The sequence below is a fragment of the Pseudomonas sp. TYF_14 genome, from assembly GCF_043105275.1.
In the GTDB taxonomy this organism is placed as follows: Bacteria; Pseudomonadota; Gammaproteobacteria; order Pseudomonadales; family Pseudomonadaceae; genus Aquipseudomonas; species Aquipseudomonas alloputida.
In genome coordinates, this window is record NZ_JBICLK010000018.1 from 1 (window position 1) to 21738 (window position 21738).

Sequence of the window (21738 nt, forward strand, 5' to 3'; positions counted from 1 at the left end):
ATCAACACAGGCCTCGAAAGCTTTGTAGGAGCGGGTTCACCCGCGAAGAGGCCGGCACAGGCGATCAATCAGTCGAAGTAGCCACGAAGCCCGAATGCATACCCGGTATCCACAGCTGTCGCCTCACCCCGGCTCCAGCGCTTCTTCAGCACGAACTCGAATGCCGGCTCGTACAACCCGTCGCGCACCAGTGCCCCCGCCAGCACCTCCACGTCGTACCAGCCATTGTCCAGTTCGATGATCGGCCGCCCTGGCACCTGGTAACGCGCCATCAGGTCACCCAGGGTCTTGGGCGTGAAGTGCTGCAGGATGCGCCAGGTGTACAGCATCAGCGCACCGTGCTCGACCCGCAGTACATAGCCATTGCGCCGGTGCTTCAGGCGGCTGCCGGCCTCGCGCAGGGCCGGGGTGTGGTTATCGAGGGTGAACAGGATGCGGTAGGGCAGGTTGTCGACACCGGCCAGCGGCAGCACGATGCCTTCGCGCACCGCCTGGTCGCCGCTGTCACCGTGGGTGAACGCACCGGCCAGGTCGTCGGGCAGTTGATGGTCTTGCTTGAAGCGCTCGAGCAACTGGATATCGCCGAGCAGAAAGTAGTCGACCAGGTCGTTGAGCACTTCGCTGAATTCGTGGCGCATCTTTTTTCCTTGTGGGTGCGCATTGGGGTAAGGGCAACCGGCTAGTGCTTCTGGGCAATCTGGATCAAGTTGCCGCACGTGTCATCGAACACCGCCACGGTAACCGGCCCCATAGGGGTGGGTGGCCGGATGAACTGCACACCGGCTGCACATAGCCGGGTGTATTCGGCCTGGATATCGCGCACGCCGAACGAGGTGGCGGGAATGCCATCCTGCTTGAGCGCGGCCTTGTACACCTTGGCCGCCGGGTGCGCGTCAGGTTCCAGCAGCAGTTCGACGCCATTGGGGTCGTTGGGCGAAGTCAGGGTCAACCAGCGGTGCCGGCCCATGGGGATGTCGTGCCTGGGCTCGAAACCGAGTACGTAGTGGTAGAAAGCCAGGGCCTTGGCCTGGTCGTCGACGAGGATGCTGGTGACCACGATCTTCATAAGCACACACCGTTTACCTGGGGCCGATGACTATCAGTAAAGACGTTCGGGCGTTTTTGACCAGCGGTTGCAGTGCCACGAGGGCCCGTTACAGGTGCAAGCGTGGTGCGGCGCCGGTTTGCGCAGGCCTGTGAGACGAGGTACTGGCAGACCCTACAAAAAACCTGTTCAAGGCATAGGTAAATCCTTCAGCGCTCAGCCCCCGCAGAGCGGCAGCCAAGGGTAAAGTGTGAGGCATGATCCCAGCCTGCCCAGACCCGCGTCAGAGAGGTACCCTGTGGCTGCCTATACCTTGCGACAACTGAAGTACTTCGTCACCACCGTGGAAGCGGGCAGTGTGGCCGAAGCGTCACGCCAGCTGTACATCGCCCAGCCGTCCATCTCCACGGCCATCAAGAGCCTGGAGGAAAGTTTCGGTGTGCAGCTGTTCATCCGCCACCACGCCCAGGGCGTGTCATTGACACCCAGCGGCAAACGCTTCTACGCCAAGACCAAGTCGCTGCTGCAGATGGCCCATGAGTTCGAACAGAATGCCCTGGCCGACAACGATACCGTCGCCGGGCAAATCGACATTGGCTGTTTCGAAACCGTGGCGCCACTCTACCTGCCGCGCCTGATCGCCGGTTTTCGTCAGCGCTACCCGGGTGTGGATATTCGCCTGCGCGACGGTGAACAGCAGGACCTGATCCAGGGCCTGACCGCCGGAACATTCGACCTGGCATTTCTCTATGACCACGACCTGGATGGCACCATCGAGGCCGAGCCACTGATGCCGCCGCAGAAGCCCTATGTGCTGCTACCCGAGAACCACCGCTTTGCCGGCCAGGCCCAGGTCTCGCTGCGCGACCTGTGCCCGGAGCCGATGATCCTGCTGGACGTGGCCCCTAGCCGCACCTACTTCGTCAGCTTGTTCAACGAGATGGGCCTGGCACCGAACATTGTCTTCAGTTCGCCGTCGATCGAGATGGTGCGCGGCATGGTCGGTCAGGGTTTCGGTTTTTCGTTGCTGGTAACCCGTCCGCACTCGGAATTCACCTATGACGGCCAACGCCTGGCAATGCTCGACATTGCCGAGCCGGTGGCGCTGTCGGGGCTGGCGGCGGCGTGGTTGAAGCGAGTCCAGCTGACCAAGCCGGCGCAGTTGTTCGTGGAGTTTTGCCGGGAAGAGCTGGCGAAGTTCTGAACTGAGCACGCCATGCTGCCTCGGCAGGAGGCGCATGGCGTGGCATTGCTCAGGGGCTGACCTGATAGCCGCGCCCCTGCAGGCAACCGCTGTAGGCACTGGCATGGGCCTGATTTTTTGCCTCGTCCTGGCCGCGCCGATCCTGGCGCCGGTCCTGACGCTGGCGCATGCCACCGACCGCGGCCCCGGCGGCGGCCACTTCGCCGGCACGGTTCTGCCGGTATTGCTGCTTGGCATCGTCACCCACCCGGTCGTACAACGCGTCATGCTGGTTGCCGCGCACCTGCGCGCCTACAGCACCGGCGGCGGCACCCGCAGCTGCACCGCGAACCCGGCTACCGACATGGGGGTCGCTGGACGTCGCCGTGCCGTTTGCGGCATTGGTGGCGACGGTATTGCAATCATTGATATCCAGTTGCATCTGCTGGCTGCTCTGGCCCTTGAGCGGCACCACCGACTGCGCCTGGGCGGCCGATGCTGCGCACAGCAGCATCAACAGGTAACTCCACGTGAACGTACGCATGGCACACCTCCACCGGGCGGAAAGCCCGCCTCACAGGATAGTTCGCCTTTGAGGTCGTGATGGAAGTTTTGCCCAGATGGTCTACACCGGATATCAGACGCCGTTCCGATTAGCCTCTTGGCCTGATCCAAGGCTACCTGCGGGCAAACCATGAGCCAGACGCAAGATCTGATCATCTGCGAGTATTGCGACACGGTGTACCACCGTGCACCGCTGCTCAAACATCAACGTGCCCTTTGCCAGCGCTGTGGCGGCGTGCTGTACCGGCACAGGTCACTGACCATCGAGCAGCGGCTGGCATTGAGTGTGACTGGCGGTGTCCTGCTGGTGTTCGCCAACTATTACCCGGTGATGACCATCGGCATGCAGGGGCTGACCCACTCGGCCACATTGTGGGACGCCGTGCAGATCCTCAGTCACGGCAGTATCACCTTCATCGCCCTGGTCATGGCACTGTCGATCATTTTTGCGCCGCTGCTGCAAATTGCCCTGTTGTGCTGGGTGTTGAGTTTTGCCCTTGCCGGTCAGCGCGCCCCCGGCTTTGCCCTGTGCATGCGTGGCCTGGAAAGCCTGCGGCCCTGGAGCATGCTGGAGGTGTGTCTGCTGGGGGCGATGGTGGCGGTGATCAAGCTGGCGGGGCTGCTCGATGTGATCCCCGGTATCGGCCTGCTGGCCCTGGCCGCACTGAGCATGTTGATCATCCACATTGCCGGCAAGGACATCCGCGATTTGTGGGAACAGGTATGACTGTCCCAGCCATGGCGCACGACCTTGGCTTGTGTCTGTGCCATGGCTGTGGCCAGGCATGCGACACGCGCAGTGGCGCGTACACCTGCAACCGTTGCGGCGCCGTCATTCACCGGCGCAAGGCCAATGCCATCAGCCGTGGCTGGGCGTTTCTGCTGGCCGCCCTGATTTTCTACATTCCCGCCAACCTGCTGCCGGTGATGCACACCGAAATGCTCGGCAGTGGTACAGAAAGCACCATTGGCGGTGGCGTGCTGGAGTTCTGGGAAGCCGGGGCCTGGGACATCGCGCTGATCATTTTCATTGCCAGCGTGGGTGTGCCCGCCATCAAGTTCTTTTCCCTTGGCCTGCTGCTGTTCACTGCCCAGCGTGGTTCTTCCTGGGCCTGCCGGCAGCGTTCGCAGTTGTACCGCTTCGTCGAGCTGATCGGCTATTGGTCCATGCTCGATGTGATGGTAGTGGCGTTGGTGGCTGCGCTGGTGCAACTGCGCGGGCTGGGCACCATCGAGCCGCGTGTGGGCATTCTGTTTTTTGGCATGGTGGTAGTGCTGACCATGTTCTCTGCGATGAGCTTTGATCCACGCTTGATCTGGGATAGCCATGCCAACGAGGGGAGGCCGCATTGATGGGGCAACAGACTGACAAGCGCGAGGGCCCTGGGCAGGTTGAAGTGCGCACCCGACGTTGGAGCGTGTCGCTGGTATGGATCGTGCCGATCCTGGCGATCCTCATCGGCGCTTCGCTGGTGGTGCGCAACTGGATGCAGCAAGGGCCGGTGATCACCATTTCTTTCCACAGCGGGGAGGGATTGGTGGCGCACAAGACCCAGGTAAAATACCGCAGCGTGGTGATTGGCGAAGTGACCACGGTGGACTTGGCCGACGACAAGAAGAGTGTGGTGGCCAAGGTTCAGCTTTCCAACGATGCCCGTTCGTTTGCTACCCAAGGGGCGCGCTTCTGGGTGGTGCGACCGCGCATCGGCGTGGGCGGGGTTTCCGGGGTGGACACGTTGCTTTCGGGCAGTTTCATCGGGGCCGATTCCGGCGAGTCGAAGGTGCCGGAAAAGTCCTTTGTCGGCCTGGAGCTGCCACCGCCGATCACCTATGACGAAAAGGGCAAGCGTTTCGTTCTTGTCGCCAGCGACCTGGGCTCGCTGGATATCGGTTCTTCGATCTACTACCGCAAGATCCCGGTGGGCGAAGTGGTGTCCTTTGCGCTCCAGAGTGATGGCAAGGGGGTAGAGATTGGCGTGTTCGTGCAGGCGCCCTACGACACATTCGTCACTGATGACACGCGCTTCTGGAATGCCAGTGGCATCGACATGCAGATCGGTGCCAATGGCCTGAAGGTCGATACCGAATCGCTGTCGTCGATTCTGGTGGGCGGGCTGGCCTTCGGCTCGCCCGATTTCGCCGCGCAAGCCGAGCCTGCTGCCGACCAGGCCCGCTTCCAGCTATTCGCCGACCGCGACATGGCGCTGTCGCCTCCGCATGGCCAGGCGCAGTACCTGCAGTTGCGCTTCGACCAGGCCATGCGCGGCCTGTCGGTGGGCGCGCCAGTGGAGTTCAAGGGTGTGGAGTTTGGCCGGGTCACCTCGATCCAGCTCGATTACGATGCTACGCGGCAGAGCTTCCCGGTAGTGGTCGATGCGGTGATATACCCGCAGCGGCTAGGGCCGGTGCACCGCAAGATGCTGGCGGTGTTCAAGCACACCGAGGGCGATATGCAAGGGGCGCGGAAACTGATTGGCACCTTTGTCGAACATGGGCTGCGGGCCCAGGCGCGTAGCGGCAACCTGATCACCGGGCAGATGTTCATTTCGCTGGACTTTTACCCCGATGCCCCCAAGGTGGCCTTCGACATGGCTGCCGACCCCATCATGATCCCGACGCTGCCCGGCAGCCTTGAGCAGTTGCAGGAACAGCTGCAGCGGGTGATGGAGCGCATTGCCAAGCTGCCGCTGGAAAGCATCGCCGGTAACCTGGACGGTAGCTTGCGTGAGCTGCGCGCCAGCCTCAGGCAGTTCAATGGCCAGACGCTGCCGGAGGTGAAAGTGGCGCTGGACGAGGTACACAAGACCCTGCGTACGGCCAACTCGGCCATTTCCGAAGATTCGCCGCAGCGCGAGCGAATGGGTGAAACGCTGGACGAGCTGGAGCGCATGTCGCGTTCGCTACGTGACCTTGCCGATTACCTGGGCCGCCACCCCGAGTCGCTGATTCGTGGCCGGCCGAAAGCGGCCGGGTCCGCAGACCTTGAACCCTGAGGAGACAGCCGATGCAACGACTGCGCAATGCATGTGTGGCCAGCCTGCTGGTGTGGCTCGGGGGCTGCAGCAGTACGCCGAACAACTACCACACGTTGGTACCGAGCGACCCGGTACGTGACAGCGGCCAACGCATCCAGGTGGTCAGGGTGGCTGTGCCGCCCCAGGTCGACCGCCCACAGTTGGTGGTGCGGCAAGGGCAGAGCGGCCTGGCCATTCTGGAGACGGAGTGGTGGGGCGCCAACCTGGTGGATGAATTCCGCAGCGCCCTGCAGGACCTGTTGGGCGGCCCGGCGGGCGGTGGCAAGGCGTCGCTGCGGGTGGATGTGCAGCGCTTCGACACGGTACCAGGGCGCTATGCCTCGCTGGAGGCGGTGTGGCGCCTGAAGCAGCAAGGGCAGACCGAGCTGACCTGCCGTACGTCTGTGCAGACTGCCGCGGACAACAGCATCACCAGCCTGGTGAATGCACACCAGGCCAACCTGCGCAAGTTGGCCGAGGCGGTGCAGGGGAGTGCCCTGCAGGGTAGCTGCCGGGCATGAACCGGCCTTATTACTGCCGGGTGCTGGCTGTTTCCTGTGCCCCGTCGGCCTTGTCCTGCGGCAGCTGATCGAACTCGCGCAAGCCATCCTTGCGGTACGGGTCGCCGATCCAGCGTGGTGCTGCCACGAACTGTGGGCTCACCAGGCTCTTGGCCGGTTCATAGCGGTCGTAGCTCAATCCGGCCAGGTCTGACAGGGTATGGATCAGATGCGAACTGCTGTAGGGGCGGTTGGCCATTGCCTGCAAGTCACGCGGGTGTTCGGCCTGCCAGCTAGGCGAGGTCCACAGCAGGAACGGGATGGTGTACATCGGCCGGGTCGGTGCGCCTTCATTGCGCCCCAGGCGGTCGTGGTCACCGGAGCTGTACACGTCTTCACCATGATCGGACAGGTACATCAGGAACCCGTTGGGGTTGCCTGCCGCATAACGCTTGATCAGGGTCGACACCACATAGTCGTTGTAGCGCACCGCGTTGTCATAGAAGTTGTAGGTTTCTACCTGGTCCGCCGTCAGCTTGGCTGGCACACCTTGCTTGTCGTTGAAGTGCGCATAGTCGTCCGGGTAGCGGTAGCGGTAGTCCATGTGCGTGCCCAGCAGGTGCACGATGATGAACTTGTTGGGCGCAGGGTCCTGCAGGGCTTTCTCGAACGGCGCCAGCACCACGTCATCGTACTGGCGGGCATTCTGGTTGCGCTGGTTGTTCAGGTACACCGGCGCGTCTGTTTGCTGCGAGAAGGTGGTGAGCATGGTGTTGCGCTTGGTCAAGGTCTGCTGGTTGGTGATCCAGAAGGTCTTGTAGCCTGCCTGTTTCAGCAGGTTGATCAGCGACGGGTCGCTGAGGAAACGGTCCGGGTTCTGCTCGTCGCCGAACGTGAGGATCTGCTGCATCACTTCGATGGTGTACGGGCGCGGCGATACCACGTCGCGGAACACGGTCAGGCCCTTGTCGCTGGCGGCCAGCGCGTCGAGGTTGGGCGTGGTGTCGCGGTCATAGCCATACAGGTGCATGTGCTCGCGGGTGGTCGACTCGCCGAGCACCAATACCAGGGTGCGCGGCGCTGTACCACTGCTGTCTCGCAGGTTTTGCAGCGGTGGCAGTGCGGCATTCTGGGCCAGCAGTTTCTGCATGTTGTCCAGTTGCTGGCGGTACTGTCGGTAGCCGACCAGCAACTGCCAAGGGACGGCCGGCTCCATTCGTTGCTGCACTTTTTCGAGCGCATCGGCGAAGTTGCGCTCCTGGGTGACCATCTGCTTGTAGAACGGCATGACCAGGTTGGCTACCAGCAATAGCACGACCACCGGCAGGCGGCTGCGCAGCGGCAGGCTGACCGGGCGCACGCGCCGCCACAGCATTACCGCGACCAGCGTGTACAGCACCAGTGCCAGGCCCAGCCCCACGCTGAAGTATTGGCTGAAGTACTCACCAGCCTCGGCGGTGTTGGACTCGAACATCACAAAGATGACGCTTTGTGAAAATTCCTGGCGATAGATGCCGAAGTAGCTCAGGCCCACCAGCGATGCAGCCCACAGCACCAGACCAATGATTGCCGCGGTGGCGCGGGTGAAGCGCGGCAGCAGCAGGACGGGCGCCAGCCATAGGCTGCTGAGGAATAACGCATCGCGAAAACCGGCGAAGCCGGTCGTCCCGCTGAACAGCAGCAGCGCCTGGGTTACACCGGAGAAATACCAGAAGAACAGCAAGAGCCAGCCGAGCCCGGCCCAGTCCACGCGCTTGTGCGCGGCGGGGGATGTAGTGTTTGACACGTAAGCCTCGTCGTACCTTGGCGGCCAGCGGTTGTGCGCGTGACCGGAAAGGGCGTGACGCTAATCTGCGGACTGTGAAAAATACGTCAACGCGTTGAATCCTGTGACCTGCGTGGCCGTAGCAGGCATAAGCTGGGCTGTTCACTGCGTTTTCCCAGGCTGCCGGGGTATGATGGCGGCAGCGAAACGTCCTGAAAGGCCCCGTAGACTATGAACCGTCGTAAGAAGATCAAGCAGCTATTGCAGGCGCATGCCAAAAAGGCCAGTGCCAAACTGGCGCCACGCAAGCCCAAGTACATCTGCAAGGCGGACCGCTTGAAGATGGAGGCAGAGGCGGCGGGCGACGCTCCGCAGCTGGCCGACTGACACTGCCCCTAAAACCGATTGCTTGGGCTTCAACGGCGGTAGTAATGATGCGCGTCATGATGACGCTGGCGCATGGCGCGCTCATGGCGGCGCTCCCAATCACGGCGCCGTTCCCAGTCGCGCCGCCGCTCCCAGTCCCGACGGGCTTGTTCACGCCGCCACTGTTCGCGGCGCCAATCGCTTCGATGGTCGTGCCAGCGATCGTCATCATGCGCCAGGAGGGTGGCCGGCTGGTCAACGGCCACGCTGGCCACGCTCGACCAAGGGTTGCCGGCTGGCTTTAACGGTGACTGGACAGCCGGGGAAACCGGTTCGGCGGCTTTCATTTGCGTTGCCGATGCCGTGCCCACCGCTGCGAGCGAGAACAGGCCGAGCAGCACCAACCTTGCGACATGTATTTTCATGAGCGTAGCCAACCTCTGATAACGAATGAGCCATCTGGCCAGCAGGTGTGGGGCGAACCTTGTCTCGCGTTCCGCTACCTTTCTGCGCCTCACACATAGACAGGGAATCAAGAAAAAGTTCGCTACAGCAACAACTTGAAGAAATTTGCCGGGGTGGTTGGCGCTGTGCAGTAGCCGCCGTGAGTGCCCCACTGGTCAGTCATAGGCCTGCAAACACCTCACGCAAATGCCGCCGGTAACTGTCGAACGCAGCAATCGCCCCTTTCACCACCTCTGCTTCTTCCTGATCCCCCAGCACCAGGCTGTCCAGCCTGGCAACAAATGCGCGCCAATGCAGCGCTCGGCCATCCGGGTGAGGGGCCAGGTGGCGGGCGCCCTTGTCACCCTCCAGCCCAAGACGTTGCGTGTGCTTGTAGAGAAACGCCGCCCCCAGGTTCGAACCTTCACTGCAATACAGCCATCCCAAGGCCTGGGCCGAGCTGACACAGACCGGTTGGGCGGGCGTTGGCAGCGGCAGGCCGAGGTCGCGCAGGTCGGCCTCGACTGCCGCGAACCGTGAAAGCGCCGCCAGCCCCGGCAGTTGCTGGTTGAGCTGTTCATCCTGATACAACGCCAGCAGGCTGCCATGAAAACGGTGCTGCACCTGCAGGAAGCGCCCATAACGCTCGCGGTTCTCGAAAGGCCGCGCTGCCATTACCAGTTGATCGACGCTGTCATGATCTCTGCTGCTGGCCGCTTTCAGGCGCTTGCAGCGGCTTGGTTCGGTGAAGGGGGAAGTTACAGCGGTCATCGGCGTATCCGTGGCAATAGAGCAAGGACCCCATGATGCTTGCCATCCTTGGCAAGCATCAAGCGTCACACGCCCGACCTGACCGAGTTCGCAATGATGGAGCGCAAGGTCGAGGCTCATTTATCATGGCGGCTGCCTTTACCATTGCCAAGGATACTTGCCATGAGCGCCCTTCAGTTCCGCACCTCCGTTCCCGCCGATGCCGAGCGTTGCTACGCCATCGAAATTGGCGCCTACGAAGGGGATGAGGCCGCCACGCTGGAGAAAATCCGCACGCGTATCACGCAGTACCCACAAGGCTTCCTGGTGCTGGAAAGTGACGGCGAGATCGTGGGTTTCATCAACAGTGGCTGCGCCCACGAGGTCGTGATGTCCGACGAGGCCTTCAAAGAGCTGGTCGGCCATGACCCGGCGGCAGCGAACGTGGTGATCATGTCGGTGGTCGTAGACCCGGCCCACCAGGGCAAAGGCTACGCCAAACTGTTGATGAACGAATTCATCGGGCGCATGCACGCGGCGAGCAAGCAGACCATTCACCTGATGTGCAAGGAGCAGCATGTGGCCCTGTACCAGAAGCTGGGCTACCGATACGTGAAACCGTCGCCGTCGGACCACGGCGGTATGGCCTGGCATGAGATGGTCATGGACCTTTGAGTGGACATGACATCGTAGTGCGCGCTACCCGCAGCTTGCCTAGGTGACAGCGCAGCCCAAAGGGCTGCGCATGCCCTTCATTCAACCCGGCGATGCCGAGCTGATGCCTGGCCTCAAGTGCCACTGACCAGCTGATGGGCCAGCTGGTTGTGGCGTTCCAGTACCCGCGGCAGGTCGACGGTGGCCAGCTGGCCGTCTTTCACCACGACACGGCCGTTGATCACGCTGGTATGCACCTGGGTCGGGGTGCAGAACACCAGTGCCGCCAATGGGTCATGGTGGCCGCCGGCATACGCCACATGGCCCAGGTCGAAGGCGACGAAATCGGCGACCATGCCCGGGGCCAGGGCGCCGATATCATTGCGGTTGAGCACTTTCGCGCCACCCAGGGTGGCTATCTCCAGCGCTTCGCGTGCGGTCATCGCGTCAGGGCCGAAGCCCACCCGTTGCAGCAGCAGGGCCTGGCGCACTTCACCGATCATGCTGGCGCCGTCGTTGGAGGCAGAGCCATCGACCCCCAGGCCCACCGGTACGCCGTGGTCGCGCATCTTGCGTACCGGGGCGATGCCCGAGGCCAGCCGCATGTTCGAGCATGGGCAGTGGGCGACGCCGGTGCCGGTGCGGGCGAACAGCTCGATGCCGTGCTGGTCGAGCTGCACGCAGTGGGCATGCCATACATCATGGCCGACCCAGCCAAGGTCTTCGGCGTACTCGGCAGGGGTCATGCCGAACTTCTCGCGGCTGTAGGCGATGTCGTTGACGTTCTCGGCCAGGTGGGTGTGCAGCGACACCCCATACTGGCGCGCCAGCACGGCAGCTTCGCGCATCAGGTCGCGGCTGACCGAGAATGGCGAGCATGGCGCGACCACGATACGGCGCATCGAGCCGTGGCTGGCATCGTGGTAGTCCTCGATCAGGCGTTGCGATTCCTTGAGGATGTCGGCTTCCTTTTCCACCACCGCGTCAGGTGGCAGGCCGCCTTGGCTCTGGCCCACGCTCATGCTGCCGCGCGCGGCGTGGAAGCGCATGCCGATCTCGGCCGCCGCGTGGATGCTGTCGTCGAGCTTGCAGCCGTTGGGGTAGATATACAGGTGGTCGCTGGAGGTGGTGCAGCCGGACAGGATCAGCTCGGCCATGGCGGTCTGGGTCGACACCGCGATCATCTCGGGGGTCAGGCGCGCCCAGATCGGGTACAGGTTGGTCAACCAGTTGAACAGCTCGCCGTCCTGAGCGGCCGGTACCACGCGGGTGAGGCTCTGGTACATGTGGTGGTGGGTGTTGACCAGGCCTGGGATGACCACCTTGCCGGCCATGTCCAGAACCACGTCGGCGTGCTGCGGGAGGGTTTCGCTGGGGCCAACTTGCTTGATCAGGTTGCCTTCGATGAACAGACCGCCGTTCTTGATTTCGCGGCGTTCGCCGTCCATGGTGACCAGAAGTGCGGCGTTTTTGACGAGGAGCGTTATTGCAGGGTTTGTAGATGACATGGTGCAAGCCTGCGCAATACGCATCGGCGATTACCGATGTCATAGGCGCTCGGTATTGTAAGCAAGCTTTTTACTGATTGTATACAGCTCGAAGTGCCCGTGCCGGCCTCTTGGCGGCTAGAGCCGCGAAGAGGCCGGCACGGGTTGCAGCCATGAAAGATCACACCGCCTCGCGGCTGCTCACACCCTCCAGCAACCGGGCAATCCCCAGCGGGTTAGCGTTTTTCAACGCATCCGGCAGCAGTGCGTCAGGGTAGTTCTGGAAGCACACCGGGCGCAGGAAGCGGTCGATGGCCAAGGTGCCGACCGAAGTGCCGCGGGCGTCGGAGGTGGCCGGGTAGGGGCCGCCATGCACCATGGCATCGGAAACCTCCACGCCGGTCGGGTAGCCATTGAGCAGCAAGCGCCCGGCCTTGCGTTCCAGCAACGGCACCAGTGAGGCAAAGGTGCGCAGGTCGTCAGGTTCGGCAATCAGGGTGGCAGTCAGCTGACCTTGCAGGTGACGCAATGCTTCGGCCAATTGCTGGGCATCGGCCACTTCAACCACCACGGTGGTAGGGCCGAAGACTTCTTCCTGCAACAGCGGGTCGCCATTGAGCAGCAGGCTCACGTCGGCCTTGAACAACTGCGGCAGAGCCTGGTTACCGGTTTGCGGTTGGCCGGCCAGATGCTGGATACCCGGGTGCGCCAGCAGGTGCTGCACAGCGTTCTGGTAGCTGCGCAGGGTGCCAGCGTTGAGCATGGTCTGCGGGCCTTGGTCGGCCATGCGTGCCACCAGCGTTTGCAGGAAATGCTCGAAGTGTGGCGACCGGATACCCACCACCAGGCCCGGGTTGGTGCAGAACTGCCCGCAGCCCAGCACCACCGAGGCGGCCAGCTCGGTCGCCACCTGCTCACCGCGAGCCTGCAGAGCCTGCGGCAGCACAACCACCGGGTTGATACTGCTCATTTCGGCGAACACAGGGATCGGCTGCGGGCGCGCTGCGGCCATGTCGCACAGGGCGCGGCCACCGCGCAGCGAGCCGGTGAAGCCGACCGCCTGGATGGCTGGGTGCTTGACCAGCGCTTCGCCCACACCGGCACCGTAGATCATGTTGAAAACGCCTGCCGGCATACCGCTGCCGGTCACTGCACGGTCGATGGCCGCGGCCACATGGGCCGCAGTGAGCATGTGCCCGCTGTGTGCCTTGAACACCACCGGGCAGCCGGCGGCCAGCGCCGAAGCGGTGTCACCGCCAGCGGTGGAGAAGGCCAGAGGGAAGTTGCTGGCGCCGAACACGGCCACCGGGCCCACGCCGATGCGGTACTGGCGCAGGTCCGGGCGCGGCAGTGGGGTGCGCTGGGGCAGGGCGCGGTCGATGCGTGCAGCGTAGAAGTCGCCACGCCGTACCACCTCGGCAAACAGGCGCAGCTGGTTGCTGGTGCGGCTGCGTTCGCCGCGGATGCGTGCTTCAGGCAGTGCGGTTTCGCGCATCACGTCCTGGATGAAGTCATCACCCAACGCGTCCAGTTCGCTGGCGATAGCGTCGAGAAAAGCGGCGCGCTGGTCCGGGCGGGTGCTGCGGTAGCTCGGGTAGGCCACCTCGGCGGCCTGGGCGGCGGCCTCGACTTCATCGCCAGTCGCCTGGTGGAAGGCGTAGGGCAGTGTTTCACCGGTGTGGGCGTCGAGGCTGTGCAGCAGCACGTCACCGTGGCCACTGAGCTGGCCGGCGATGTGGTTCAGGCGGTGTTCGATGGACATTTCGTTTCCCGTTGGCAATGACAATCGTTGGTCAGGACTGTAGGGGGCGAATGGGGGGCTGAATAATGATTAATACGGATCGGGTGATAACGAGCAGTTATCACCCGGGTTCTCGCGATGCCCTGCAGGAGCGGTCACGCAAGGCGTCGGGCTCACTCGGCCATCTGCAACTCTGGCAGCTTCACGCGCAACGCCCGGGTCAGCCCCAGTAGCACCAACAGGCCCAGGCCCATCCAGCACAGGCCGATGGTGAACGACAGGCTGGTCAGGCTGCTCCACAGCCACAGCGTGCTGAGAAAGCCCAGGCCGGGAATGGCGCCGTACAGCAGGCAGTTGCGGCAACCGCGCAGTTTCTGGTCAACCAGGTAGTGCTTGACCACTGCAAGGTTCACCGCCGAGAAGGCGAACAGTGCGCCAAAGCTGATCATGTTCGCCACGGTATCCAGGGTGATCACCAGGGCGATCAGCGACAGTAGGCTGACCACCAGGATGGCAGTGGCTGGCACGCGCTTTTTCGTCACCAGCTGGCCGAATGCCCGCGGCAATGCGCCGTCGCGGCCCATGGCGAACAGTACGCGCGACACGCTGGCCTGGGACACCATGGCCGAGGCGAAGCAGCCGGCCACGTAGGTAGCGGTGAAGGCGGTTACCAGCAGCTCGCCGCCCACCCGGCGCATCACGTCAACCGACGCCGAATCCGGATCGGCGAAGCTGCCCCAATCGGGGAACACCATCTGTGCGCAATAAGACACCACCAGAAATAGCAGGCCGCCGATCAACGACACCGCCAGAATCGCCACGGGAATGCGGTAGGTCGGGTTACTGGTTTCCTCAGCCATGGTCGACACCGCATCGAAGCCGAGGAACGACAGGCACAGCACGGCGGCGCCGGTCATGATCAACGGCACGCTGAAGCCATCGTGGTGCAAGGGGGCCAGCAGCGACACCGGTTCCGCCTGTCCGCTGAGCTTGAGAATGGACAAAGCGACGAAGACGATGATGAACACCAGTTGCACCACCACCAGGATCCAGTTGACCCGGGTGATCGACTCGATGCCGATCAGGTTGAGGAAGGTGACCAGAGCAATGGAACCCGCTACCCACACCCAGGCATGGATGGTCGGGAAGTATTCCGACATGTAGATGCCGATCAGCAGATAGCTGAGCAGCGGCAGAAAGATGTAGTCGAGCAGCAGTGTCCAACCGGTGATGAAGCCGATATGGCTGCCGAAGGCCTTGCGCGTGTAGGTGTAGACCGAGCCGGAGTAGGGGTGGGCCTGGACCATGCGGCCGTAACTGTAGGCGGTCAGCAGCATGGCGGCGAGCGTGAGCAGGTAGGCGGTGGGCAGGTGCCCTTTGGTCATCTGGGTGACCAGCCCGTAGGTGGTGAATACGGCCAGGGGCACCATGTAGGCCAGGCCAAACAGCACCAGGGCGGTCATGCTCATGGACTTGCGGAAGCGGCCGGTGCTGGTGCCGGGTTGCGAGGGTGCATGCGGGGCGTGGCTATGGGCTGTACTTGTTGTTGTATGCATTGCTAACTCCTGAAAAGGGATGCAGGACACCGCGGCAGGCGAGCAGGCTCGCGACCGTCAGGTGTTGTGCAAGGAGGTCGAGCGGAAAGCTCGCAGCGCTGGGGCGGGTTGATGCTCCCACACCCTGCAGGCACCCGGAATCACCCTTTGGGGTGAGCGGACACAGCCCTTGCCCGGCTCACCCCAAAGGGTGATTCCGGTGCCTGCAGCGCCGTGGGAGTATCTGCTCAACGACGCACCGCACTGGCGGCGGTGCCACTGAGAAAACGGCAGGCTTACAGTGACCAATCAATTGCTTTCAGAACAATGGTTCGAGCACCAGGCCAAGGTCACCGAGGCGATCGGCCGGCCGGGCTTTGCCGCCAGCCTGTTTGCTGCACTGGGTGTGATCCGGCCGATCCAGGCGACCACGGTGTACCTGTACCCGCACGATGGCATGCCCTGTGCGCTGTTCGAGCAGGATGACAAGGCGCCCTGGCAGCCCGAGGGCAATGTCAGCCGCTACCTGTCGGGCTTCTACCTGCTCGACCCGTTCTACGGTGCTTGTGTGGAACAGGTCGAATCCGGTTGTTACGGCCTGTTCGAAGTGGCACCCGACCACTTCGAGGTCAGCGAGTACTACCAATCGTTCTACCGTCACTCGCACCTGGAGGATGAACTCAACTACATCCTGCAGGTGGCGCCCGGGCAAAGCCTGGCGGTGTCGCTGGCCTTCACCGACAAGCTGGATGGGCAAAGCCGCACGCGGTTCGGGCTCATCACGCCTTGGGTACTGGCGGTACTCGGCAAGCATTTTGCCGGGCTGGACAGCCGCGCAGGGCGCTTCGAGAACATCCTCGAGCAACGTATCCATGCCGCGCTGAACAATTTCGGCAGCTCGCTGCTGACCGAGCGTGAATGCCGTATCGCCCAGCTGATCCTGCGTGGCCACTCGACCAAGTCGCTGGCCGAGCGGCTGGGAGTGTCGGAGGACACCATCAAGTCGCACCGCAAGAACGTCTACGCCAAGCTCGACATCGGCACCCAGTCCGAACTGTTCTCCCTGTTCATCGATGCGCTGGCCAATGCCCAGGGCGTGCTGGGCAAGGACCCGCTGGAAAGCTACATGGGCAAGCTGCGCTGAACGCCAGCTGCCCTGCAACCCCACCGCAAAGGAAAACCAACAATGAACGCGCCTTTCGCCCCGCAACGCCAGACCCGTGACTACCAGGCAGCCGATGCCGCCCACCACATTCATGCCTTCCTCGACCAGAAGGCGCTGAACGCCGAAGGGCCGCGGGTGATCGTCGGTGGCGAACGCCTGCACCTGTGGGACAGCGAGGGCAAGCGTTACCTGGATGGCATGTCCGGCCTGTGGTGCACCCAGCTCGGTTATGGCCGTCGTGACCTGACGGCCGCCGCGGCCACGCAGATGGATCAGCTGGCCTACTACAACATGTTTTTCCACACCACCCACCCGGCGGTGATCGAACTGTCCGAGTTGCTGTTCAGCCTGCTGCCGGGGCACTACAGCCACGCGATCTACACCAACTCCGGCTCCGAGGCCAACGAGGTACTGATCCGCACCGTGCGCCGCTATTGGCAGGTGGTTGGCCAGCCAGGCAAGAAAATCATGATCGGCCGCTGGAACGGCTACCACGGCTCGACCCTGGCGGCCACGGCGCTGGGTGGGATGAAGTTCATGCACGACATGGGCGGGTTGATTCCGGATGTGGCACACATCGACGAACCCTACTGGTACGCCGAGGGCGGTGAACTGACTCCGGCCGAGTTCGGCCGCCGCTGCGCCCTGCAGCTGGAGGAAAAGATCCTCGAACTGGGTGCCGAGAACGTTGCCGGCTTCATTGCCGAACCCTTCCAGGGGGCCGGCGGCATGATCTTCCCGCCGGAAAGCTACTGGCCGGAAATCCAGCGTATCTGCCGCCAGTACGACGTGCTGCTGTGCGCCGATGAGGTGATCGGTGGCTTTGGCCGCACCGGCGAATGGTTCGCCCATGAATACTTCGGCTTCGAGCCCGACACCCTGTCGATTGCCAAGGGCCTGACCAGCGGCTATGTGCCCATGGGTGGCCTGGTGCTGAGCAAGCGCATTGCCGAGGCGTTGGTGGAACGCGGCGGAGTGTTTGCCCACGGCCTGACCTATTCCGGCCACCCGGTGGCGGCGGCAGTGGCCATCGCCAACCTGAAGGCGCTGCGTGACGAAGGCATCGTGCGCCAGGTGAAGGACGACACGGGGCCGTACCTGCAGCGCATTCTGCGGGAAGTGTTTGCCGATCACCCATTGATCGGCCAGGTGCAAGGGGCCGGGCTGGTGGCGGCGCTGCAGTTCGCCGAGCACAAGCCGACGCGCAAGCGCTTTGCCAACGAGAACGACCTGGCCTGGCAGTGCCGCACCTTTGGTTTCGAGGAAGGGGTGATCATTCGCTCGACCCTGGGCCGGATGATCATGGCCCCGGCCTTGATCGCCAACCACAGCGAGCTGGATGAGCTGGTGGAGAAGACCCGGATAGCCGTAGACCGCACGGCGCGGCTGGTCGGCAAGCTGTAAGCCGCTGACAAGGGCAACGCGCTTCCCTGTGGGAGCGGGCACGCCCGCGAACACCGGCGAAGCCGGTGCCATCCACCGTGTCGCCTGATTCGCGGGCATGCCCGCTCCCACAGAGGGAGTGCGGCGTGCTTGCGGACTGTGTGGTACCTGTTACTTGCGCAAGAAGGACCGCCACGACGGTCGTCTGGAGTACAAATGTACACTCTCGAATTCTGGCAACAACGCGCCTCGGACCTCTACCTTCCGGCCCATGCACTGATCGACGGCAAACCCGTCAACGCACAGGATGGCGCCACCTTTGCAGCCATCAACCCCGCCACCAACAACGTATTGGCACAGGTTGCCGCCTGCGGCCATGCCGAGGTCGACCTGGCTGTCGCCAGCGCCCGTCGAGCCTTCGAGCAAGGCCCCTGGCCGCGCATGGCGCCGGGCGAGCGCAAGAAAGTGCTGCTGCGGCTGGCCGAGCTGATCATGGCCCATCGTGAAGAACTGGCATTGCTGGACTCGCTGAACATGGGCAAACCGGTGATGGATGCCTACAACATCGACGTGCCGGGTTCTGCCCATGTGTTCGCCTGGTACGGCGAGGCGCTGGACAAGCTGTATGACCAGGTGGCGCCCACTGCTGCCAATGCGCTGGCCACCATCACCCGCGAAGCCCTCGGCGTGGTCGCTGCCGTGGTGCCATGGAACTTCCCGCTCGATATGGCCGCCTGGAAGCTGGCCCCGGCGCTGGCTGCCGGTAACAGCGTGGTACTCAAGCCCGCCGAGCAATCACCGTTTTCGGCCCTGCGCCTGGCCCAGCTGGCGCTGGAAGCCGGTGTGCCGGAAGGCGTGCTGAACGTGGTGCCGGGCCTGGGCGAGCAGGCCGGGCAGGCGCTGGGCCTGCACCCGGATGTGGACTGCCTGGTCTTCACCGGCTCCACCCAGGTGGGCAAGTACTTCATGCAGTACTCGGCGCAGTCCAACCTCAAGCAGGTGTGGCTGGAGTGCGGCGGCAAGAGCCCAAACCTGGTGTTCGACAACTGCCAGGACCTGGACCTGGCTGCGGAAAAGGCCGCCTTCGGCATTTTCTTCAACCAGGGCGAGGTGTGTTCGGCCAACTCGCGGCTGTACGTGCAGCGTGCCATCCACGATGAGTTCATCGAGCGCCTGCAGGCCAAGGCTCGCCAGTGGCTGCCCGGTAACCCGCTGGATCCGGCGAGCCGCGCCGGGGCCATTGTCGATGCCGGGCAGACCGGCCGCATCGAGGCCGCCATTGTGCGTGCCGGGCAAGAGGGCGCGCGATTGGTGTGTGGCGGCCGACGCCTGACCATCGAAGGTTCGGACAACTACATCGAGCCGACCATTTTTGCCGGTGTCGAGGGCCGCATGAGCCTGGCGCGCGAGGAGGTGTTCGGCCCGGTACTGGCGGTCAGCGCCTTCGACGCGGAAGAAGAAGCCGTGCGCCTGGCCAACGACAGCATCTATGGCCTGGCAGCCTCGGTGTGGAGCGACGACTTCAACCAGGTGCACCGGGTAGCGCGGGCGTTGAAAGCCGGTACCGTATCGGTGAACACAGTCGATGCGCTGGATGTGACGGTGCCGTTCGGTGGGGGCAAGCAGTCGGGGTTTGGCCGCGATCTGTCACTGCATTCGTTCGACAAGTATTCGCAACTCAAGACCACCTGGTACCAGTTGCGCGGCTGATGTATTGATCATTGACCGCGTCGTCTGCTTCGCGGGCATGCCCGCTCCCACAGGTTCAGCACAAGTCTGAGGGTTGTGCTGGACCTGTGGGAGCGGGCGCGCCCGCGAAGAGGCCGTATCTGGCGCCGCGGCGGGACCCGGTTAGAAGTCCACGCTAGCCGAAAGCTGATAGGTCCGCGGCGCCCCCAACCCCAGGGTCTGGGTCAGTGGCACACCCCAGTAGTCCTTGTCCCCCAGGTTGGCGATGTTCGCTCGCAAGGTGACCGGCTTGTTGGCGACCTGGGTCACAAAGCGGGCGCCAACGTCGAAGATCGTGTAACCCGGAATCGACAGGCTGTTCTCGGCATTGATGTATTGCTTGGACTGTGAGGTCACGTTGCCGGTCAGGGTCAGCCCATCCAGGCCGGGGATGTCCCACTCCATGCCCAGCTTGCCCTGCACCTTGGGGTAGGCCGTGGCGGTCTTGCCATCGTTGGCACCGCCTGCGGTCTTGGTCAGCTTGGGGTCGACATAAGCCACGCCCCCCATCAGGCGCACGTCGGGCAGAGGGGCACCGAAGAAGCTCCATTCCACGCCCCGATTACGCTGCTCGCCACCGAACGAAAAGATGTTGGTGACCGGGTCGGTATAGCTGCCCGGGCGCTTGATTTCATACAGCGCCAAGGTGTGGCTGAAGGTGCCCAGGTCGAGCTTGAGGCCGATTTCCTTCTGTTTTGATTTGTACGGCGCGAACACGTCGCCATAGTTGGCAGCGGTGATCGGTGCGGCCGCGCCTTTGCTCAGGCCTTCGATGTAGTTGGCGTACAGCGACAGCTCATCGGTCAGCTTGAACAGGATGGCCCCGGCAGGGGTGGTGGCGTGGGTGTCATAGCCTGGTTTGTTGCGGGCACCGGTATTGGTGTTGTAAGTGTCGGTGACCACTTCCTGGCGACGTACGCCGAGGGTCAGTTGCACCCGGTCATCCAGCACCGACAGGGTGTCGGCGATGCCATAACTTTTCAGGTCGTTTTCCGTGTGGGCAATCAGTGGCCAGGCCTCCGATACCTTCGGGCCCCAGACAGGGTTGTAGATATTGGTCGTCCAGTTCGAGCCGGCGGCGCGGCGGCCGAAGTCCTTTTGCGTGTCGCTGTACTGGGTGGCGTTGACCGACCATTGGTGGTTGATGCCGAAGGTGTCGAAATGGCCACGCAGCCCCACCTCGGCAGAAGTCTTGTGGATCTCCATCTGCAACTGGCCCATCGCGGTGGTGAAATCACCGGCGCTGTTGTTCACCGTTGCTGTGAGTGCGCCGCTGTAGCGATAGTCCGTCTTGCTGGTGCCGACCGCGCCATAGGCCAGCAACTGGTCGTTCAGCTCGTACTCACCACGCAGGATGACGCCCTTGTCCTTGGTTTCCACATAAGCCCAGTCGGGGTTGAGCAGTGTGTCGTTTTTTGGCGGTTTGGGGACTGGTACCCCAGCGGCCAGGCCCATGCCGCGGTTCTGGCCGCTGATGTGGTCGTCGGTATCGAACAGGTCGAGCGACAGCTTGCCACGTTCGCCACGCCAGTCCAGGGCCAGAGAAGACAGCACATTGCGCTGGCGTTGATCGTCGATGGCAGTGTCGCCGTCGCGGTACATGCCGTTGAAGCGCACGCCAAACTGGTTGCCCTCACCGAAGCGCCGGCCAACGTCGACATGGCCGCCAAGCTGGGCATCGGAAGCGTAGGTGGCGGTCAGCCGGGTCAGCGGCGTGTCGCCAGCGCGCTTGGGAATCAGGTTGACAATACCGCCCACCGAACCGCCGGGCGGCATGCCGTTAAGCAGCGCCGACGGGCCTTTGAGTACTTCGATGCGTTCGTACATTTCGGGTGAGGCGCGGTAGTAGGGGGCCATGCCGAACAGGCCATCGATAGTCATGTCACTGACGCTGGTCTGGAAGCCGCGGATCGAGTAGTTCTCGCTGTAGGTGCCGGTCAGGCCGTTGCTGAACACTGACGGGTCGGTGGCGGCGATAACGTCGGTGATGTCCCGGGCCTGCAGATCCTGAATGTAGGTGTCGGTGTAGCTGACGGTGCTGAACGGCGTTTCCATGAAGTCTTTGTTGCCCAGCAGGCCCACCCGCCCGCCGGTGGCCACCTGGCCGCCGGCATACACCGGTGGCAGTGGATCGGCAGCGCTGGCTTGGGCGTCGATCAGGGTGGCGGGCAATTCCGGGGGGGCGGGTTTTTCTTCAGCGGCCTCGTGGGGGTTGGCTGCGTCGGCGTGTGCGGCGATTGGCGCCAGTGTGCAGCTACCAAGGGCCAGGCCAATGAATACGGCATGTGCCAGCGGGGTGCGCGGCAGCGCAGGCAATGCCAGGGCAGGGGACGAGAGTGTGTGCAAGGTACGGATGGACACGCGATGGCTCCAGAGGGACAGATGGCGGGTTGTGTTTTTGCATTTAAAAAGCG

Annotated in this window: 20 protein-coding genes; 10 read left to right on the top strand and 10 right to left on the bottom strand. The window is 63.2% G+C overall.

Annotated elements, in window-relative coordinates; all coding sequences use genetic code 11:
• Positions 1-68 precede the first annotated feature (68 nt).
• Positions 69-638, bottom strand: coding sequence for a hypothetical protein (locus tag ACF8O8_RS05295; protein WP_003250813.1), 570 nt, complete (start codon positions 636-638; stop codon positions 69-71).
• A gap of 41 nt (positions 639-679) precedes the next feature.
• On the bottom strand, positions 680-1066 hold the full coding sequence (locus ACF8O8_RS05300) for a VOC family protein (RefSeq protein WP_003250815.1): 387 nt from the start codon (positions 1064-1066) through the stop codon (positions 680-682).
• A 277-nt stretch (positions 1067-1343) separates the two neighbouring features.
• Here ACF8O8_RS05300 and ACF8O8_RS05305 point away from each other — a divergent pair, with 277 nt between their 5' ends.
• On the top strand, positions 1344-2249 hold the full coding sequence (locus tag ACF8O8_RS05305; protein WP_392509332.1) for a LysR family transcriptional regulator: 906 nt from the start codon (positions 1344-1346) through the stop codon (positions 2247-2249).
• A 49-nt stretch (positions 2250-2298) separates the two neighbouring features.
• Here the strand turns inward: ACF8O8_RS05305 and ACF8O8_RS05310 are convergent, their stop codons facing one another.
• Entirely contained in the window at positions 2299-2772 is a 474-nt protein-coding gene (locus tag ACF8O8_RS05310; RefSeq protein WP_392509333.1) for a hypothetical protein, read from the bottom strand.
• Between the two features lie 150 nt (positions 2773-2922).
• On the opposite strand from ACF8O8_RS05310, the gene ACF8O8_RS05315 reads away from it, so the two are divergent.
• The 4 genes from ACF8O8_RS05315 to ACF8O8_RS05330 are packed head-to-tail and all read left to right on the top strand — an operon-like array spanning position 2923 to position 6327.
• A complete protein-coding gene (locus ACF8O8_RS05315; RefSeq protein WP_014860839.1) occupies positions 2923-3519 on the top strand; it encodes a paraquat-inducible protein A in 597 nt (198 codons plus the stop codon).
• Positions 3516-4145 carry a paraquat-inducible protein A gene (locus ACF8O8_RS05320; protein ID WP_392509334.1) on the top strand — a complete coding sequence of 210 codons (630 nt, stop codon included), beginning with the start codon at positions 3516-3518 and terminating at the stop codon, positions 4143-4145. Before ACF8O8_RS05315 ends, ACF8O8_RS05320 begins: the two co-directional genes overlap by 4 nt.
• Complete coding sequence (locus ACF8O8_RS05325) at positions 4145-5785, top strand: intermembrane transport protein PqiB (RefSeq protein WP_392509335.1); 1641 nt, start codon at positions 4145-4147, stop codon at positions 5783-5785. The genes ACF8O8_RS05320 and ACF8O8_RS05325 overlap by 1 nt, the downstream gene beginning before the upstream one ends.
• Before the next feature lie 11 nt (positions 5786-5796).
• The gene (locus tag ACF8O8_RS05330) at positions 5797-6327 is read left to right on the top strand and encodes a membrane integrity-associated transporter subunit PqiC (RefSeq protein ID WP_392509336.1); all 531 of its coding nucleotides are present in this window, start codon (positions 5797-5799) and stop codon (positions 6325-6327) included.
• A gap of 10 nt (positions 6328-6337) precedes the next feature.
• Here ACF8O8_RS05330 and ACF8O8_RS05335 read toward each other — a convergent pair whose 3' ends face one another.
• Complete coding sequence (locus ACF8O8_RS05335; RefSeq protein WP_392509337.1) at positions 6338-8092, bottom strand: phosphoethanolamine transferase CptA; 1755 nt, start codon at positions 8090-8092, stop codon at positions 6338-6340.
• A 210-nt stretch (positions 8093-8302) separates the two neighbouring features.
• Here ACF8O8_RS05335 and ACF8O8_RS05340 point away from each other — a divergent pair, with 210 nt between their 5' ends.
• Entirely contained in the window at positions 8303-8458 is a 156-nt protein-coding gene (locus tag ACF8O8_RS05340; protein ID WP_392509338.1) for a DUF2986 domain-containing protein, read from the top strand.
• A 29-nt stretch (positions 8459-8487) separates the two neighbouring features.
• Here the strand turns inward: ACF8O8_RS05340 and ACF8O8_RS05345 are convergent, their stop codons facing one another.
• Positions 8488-8862 (bottom strand): hypothetical protein, encoded by a 375-nt coding sequence (locus ACF8O8_RS05345; RefSeq protein WP_392494358.1) that lies wholly within the window; start codon positions 8860-8862, stop codon positions 8488-8490.
• A 199-nt stretch (positions 8863-9061) separates the two neighbouring features.
• Positions 9062-9652 (bottom strand): biliverdin-producing heme oxygenase, encoded by a 591-nt coding sequence (locus tag ACF8O8_RS05350; RefSeq protein WP_392509339.1) that lies wholly within the window; start codon positions 9650-9652, stop codon positions 9062-9064.
• A gap of 162 nt (positions 9653-9814) precedes the next feature.
• On the opposite strand from ACF8O8_RS05350, the gene ACF8O8_RS05355 reads away from it, so the two are divergent.
• A complete protein-coding gene (locus ACF8O8_RS05355; RefSeq protein WP_392509340.1) occupies positions 9815-10306 on the top strand; it encodes a GNAT family N-acetyltransferase in 492 nt (163 codons plus the stop codon).
• A gap of 113 nt (positions 10307-10419) precedes the next feature.
• On the opposite strand, the gene ACF8O8_RS05360 is transcribed toward ACF8O8_RS05355, so the two are convergent.
• The 3 genes from ACF8O8_RS05360 to ACF8O8_RS05370 form a co-directional block, all read right to left on the bottom strand.
• The gene (locus tag ACF8O8_RS05360; RefSeq protein ID WP_392509341.1) at positions 10420-11793 is read right to left on the bottom strand and encodes an 8-oxoguanine deaminase; all 1374 of its coding nucleotides are present in this window, start codon (positions 11791-11793) and stop codon (positions 10420-10422) included.
• A 160-nt stretch (positions 11794-11953) separates the two neighbouring features.
• Positions 11954-13534 carry an aldehyde dehydrogenase (NADP(+)) gene (locus ACF8O8_RS05365; RefSeq protein WP_392509342.1) on the bottom strand — a complete coding sequence of 527 codons (1581 nt, stop codon included), beginning with the start codon at positions 13532-13534 and terminating at the stop codon, positions 11954-11956.
• Positions 13535-13686: 152 nt separating this feature from the next.
• Entirely contained in the window at positions 13687-15069 is a 1383-nt protein-coding gene (locus ACF8O8_RS05370) for an APC family permease (RefSeq protein ID WP_392509343.1), read from the bottom strand.
• 280 nt (positions 15070-15349) lie between these two features.
• Here ACF8O8_RS05370 and ACF8O8_RS05375 point away from each other — a divergent pair, with 280 nt between their 5' ends.
• From ACF8O8_RS05375 to ACF8O8_RS05385, 3 genes are all read left to right on the top strand, one after another.
• On the top strand, positions 15350-16192 hold the full coding sequence (locus tag ACF8O8_RS05375; RefSeq protein WP_010953510.1) for a helix-turn-helix transcriptional regulator: 843 nt from the start codon (positions 15350-15352) through the stop codon (positions 16190-16192).
• Positions 16193-16234: 42 nt separating this feature from the next.
• Positions 16235-17617, top strand: a complete 1383-nt coding sequence (locus ACF8O8_RS05380) for an aspartate aminotransferase family protein (protein ID WP_003250846.1) — start codon at positions 16235-16237, stop codon at positions 17615-17617.
• Positions 17618-17812: 195 nt separating this feature from the next.
• Positions 17813-19306: an aldehyde dehydrogenase gene (locus tag ACF8O8_RS05385; protein ID WP_350297682.1), complete on the top strand. Its 1494-nt coding sequence runs from the start codon at positions 17813-17815 to the stop codon at positions 19304-19306.
• A gap of 141 nt (positions 19307-19447) precedes the next feature.
• On the opposite strand, the gene ACF8O8_RS05390 is transcribed toward ACF8O8_RS05385, so the two are convergent.
• Complete coding sequence (locus tag ACF8O8_RS05390) at positions 19448-21685, bottom strand: TonB-dependent siderophore receptor (protein WP_049588134.1); 2238 nt, start codon at positions 21683-21685, stop codon at positions 19448-19450.
• Between the last annotated feature and the right edge of the window lie 53 nt (positions 21686-21738).

Bases quoted from the DNA above. Each gene is read 5' to 3' on its own strand.
- ACF8O8_RS05295 (WP_003250813.1), bottom strand. From the start codon at position 638: ATGCGCCACGAATTCAGCGAAGTGCTCAACGACCTGGTCGACTACTTT.
- ACF8O8_RS05300 (WP_003250815.1), bottom strand. From the start codon at position 1,066: ATGAAGATCGTGGTCACCAGCATCCTCGTCGACGACCAGGCCAAGGCC.
- ACF8O8_RS05310 (WP_392509333.1), bottom strand. From the start codon at position 2,772: ATGCGTACGTTCACGTGGAGTTACCTGTTGATGCTGCTGTGCGCAGCA.
- ACF8O8_RS05315 (WP_014860839.1), top strand. From the start codon at position 2,923: ATGAGCCAGACGCAAGATCTGATCATCTGCGAGTATTGCGACACGGTG.
- ACF8O8_RS05320 (WP_392509334.1), top strand. From the start codon at position 3,516: ATGACTGTCCCAGCCATGGCGCACGACCTTGGCTTGTGTCTGTGCCAT.
- ACF8O8_RS05325 (WP_392509335.1), top strand. From the start codon at position 4,145: ATGGGGCAACAGACTGACAAGCGCGAGGGCCCTGGGCAGGTTGAAGTG.
- ACF8O8_RS05330 (WP_392509336.1), top strand. From the start codon at position 5,797: ATGCAACGACTGCGCAATGCATGTGTGGCCAGCCTGCTGGTGTGGCTC.
- ACF8O8_RS05340 (WP_392509338.1), top strand. From the start codon at position 8,303: ATGAACCGTCGTAAGAAGATCAAGCAGCTATTGCAGGCGCATGCCAAA.
- ACF8O8_RS05345 (WP_392494358.1), bottom strand. From the start codon at position 8,862: ATGAAAATACATGTCGCAAGGTTGGTGCTGCTCGGCCTGTTCTCGCTC.
- ACF8O8_RS05350 (WP_392509339.1), bottom strand. From the start codon at position 9,652: ATGACCGCTGTAACTTCCCCCTTCACCGAACCAAGCCGCTGCAAGCGC.
- ACF8O8_RS05355 (WP_392509340.1), top strand. From the start codon at position 9,815: ATGAGCGCCCTTCAGTTCCGCACCTCCGTTCCCGCCGATGCCGAGCGT.
- ACF8O8_RS05360 (WP_392509341.1), bottom strand. From the start codon at position 11,793: ATGTCATCTACAAACCCTGCAATAACGCTCCTCGTCAAAAACGCCGCA.
- ACF8O8_RS05365 (WP_392509342.1), bottom strand. From the start codon at position 13,534: ATGTCCATCGAACACCGCCTGAACCACATCGCCGGCCAGCTCAGTGGC.
- ACF8O8_RS05370 (WP_392509343.1), bottom strand. From the start codon at position 15,069: ATGCATACAACAACAAGTACAGCCCATAGCCACGCCCCGCATGCACCC.
- ACF8O8_RS05380 (WP_003250846.1), top strand. From the start codon at position 16,235: ATGAACGCGCCTTTCGCCCCGCAACGCCAGACCCGTGACTACCAGGCA.
- ACF8O8_RS05385 (WP_350297682.1), top strand. From the start codon at position 17,813: ATGTACACTCTCGAATTCTGGCAACAACGCGCCTCGGACCTCTACCTT.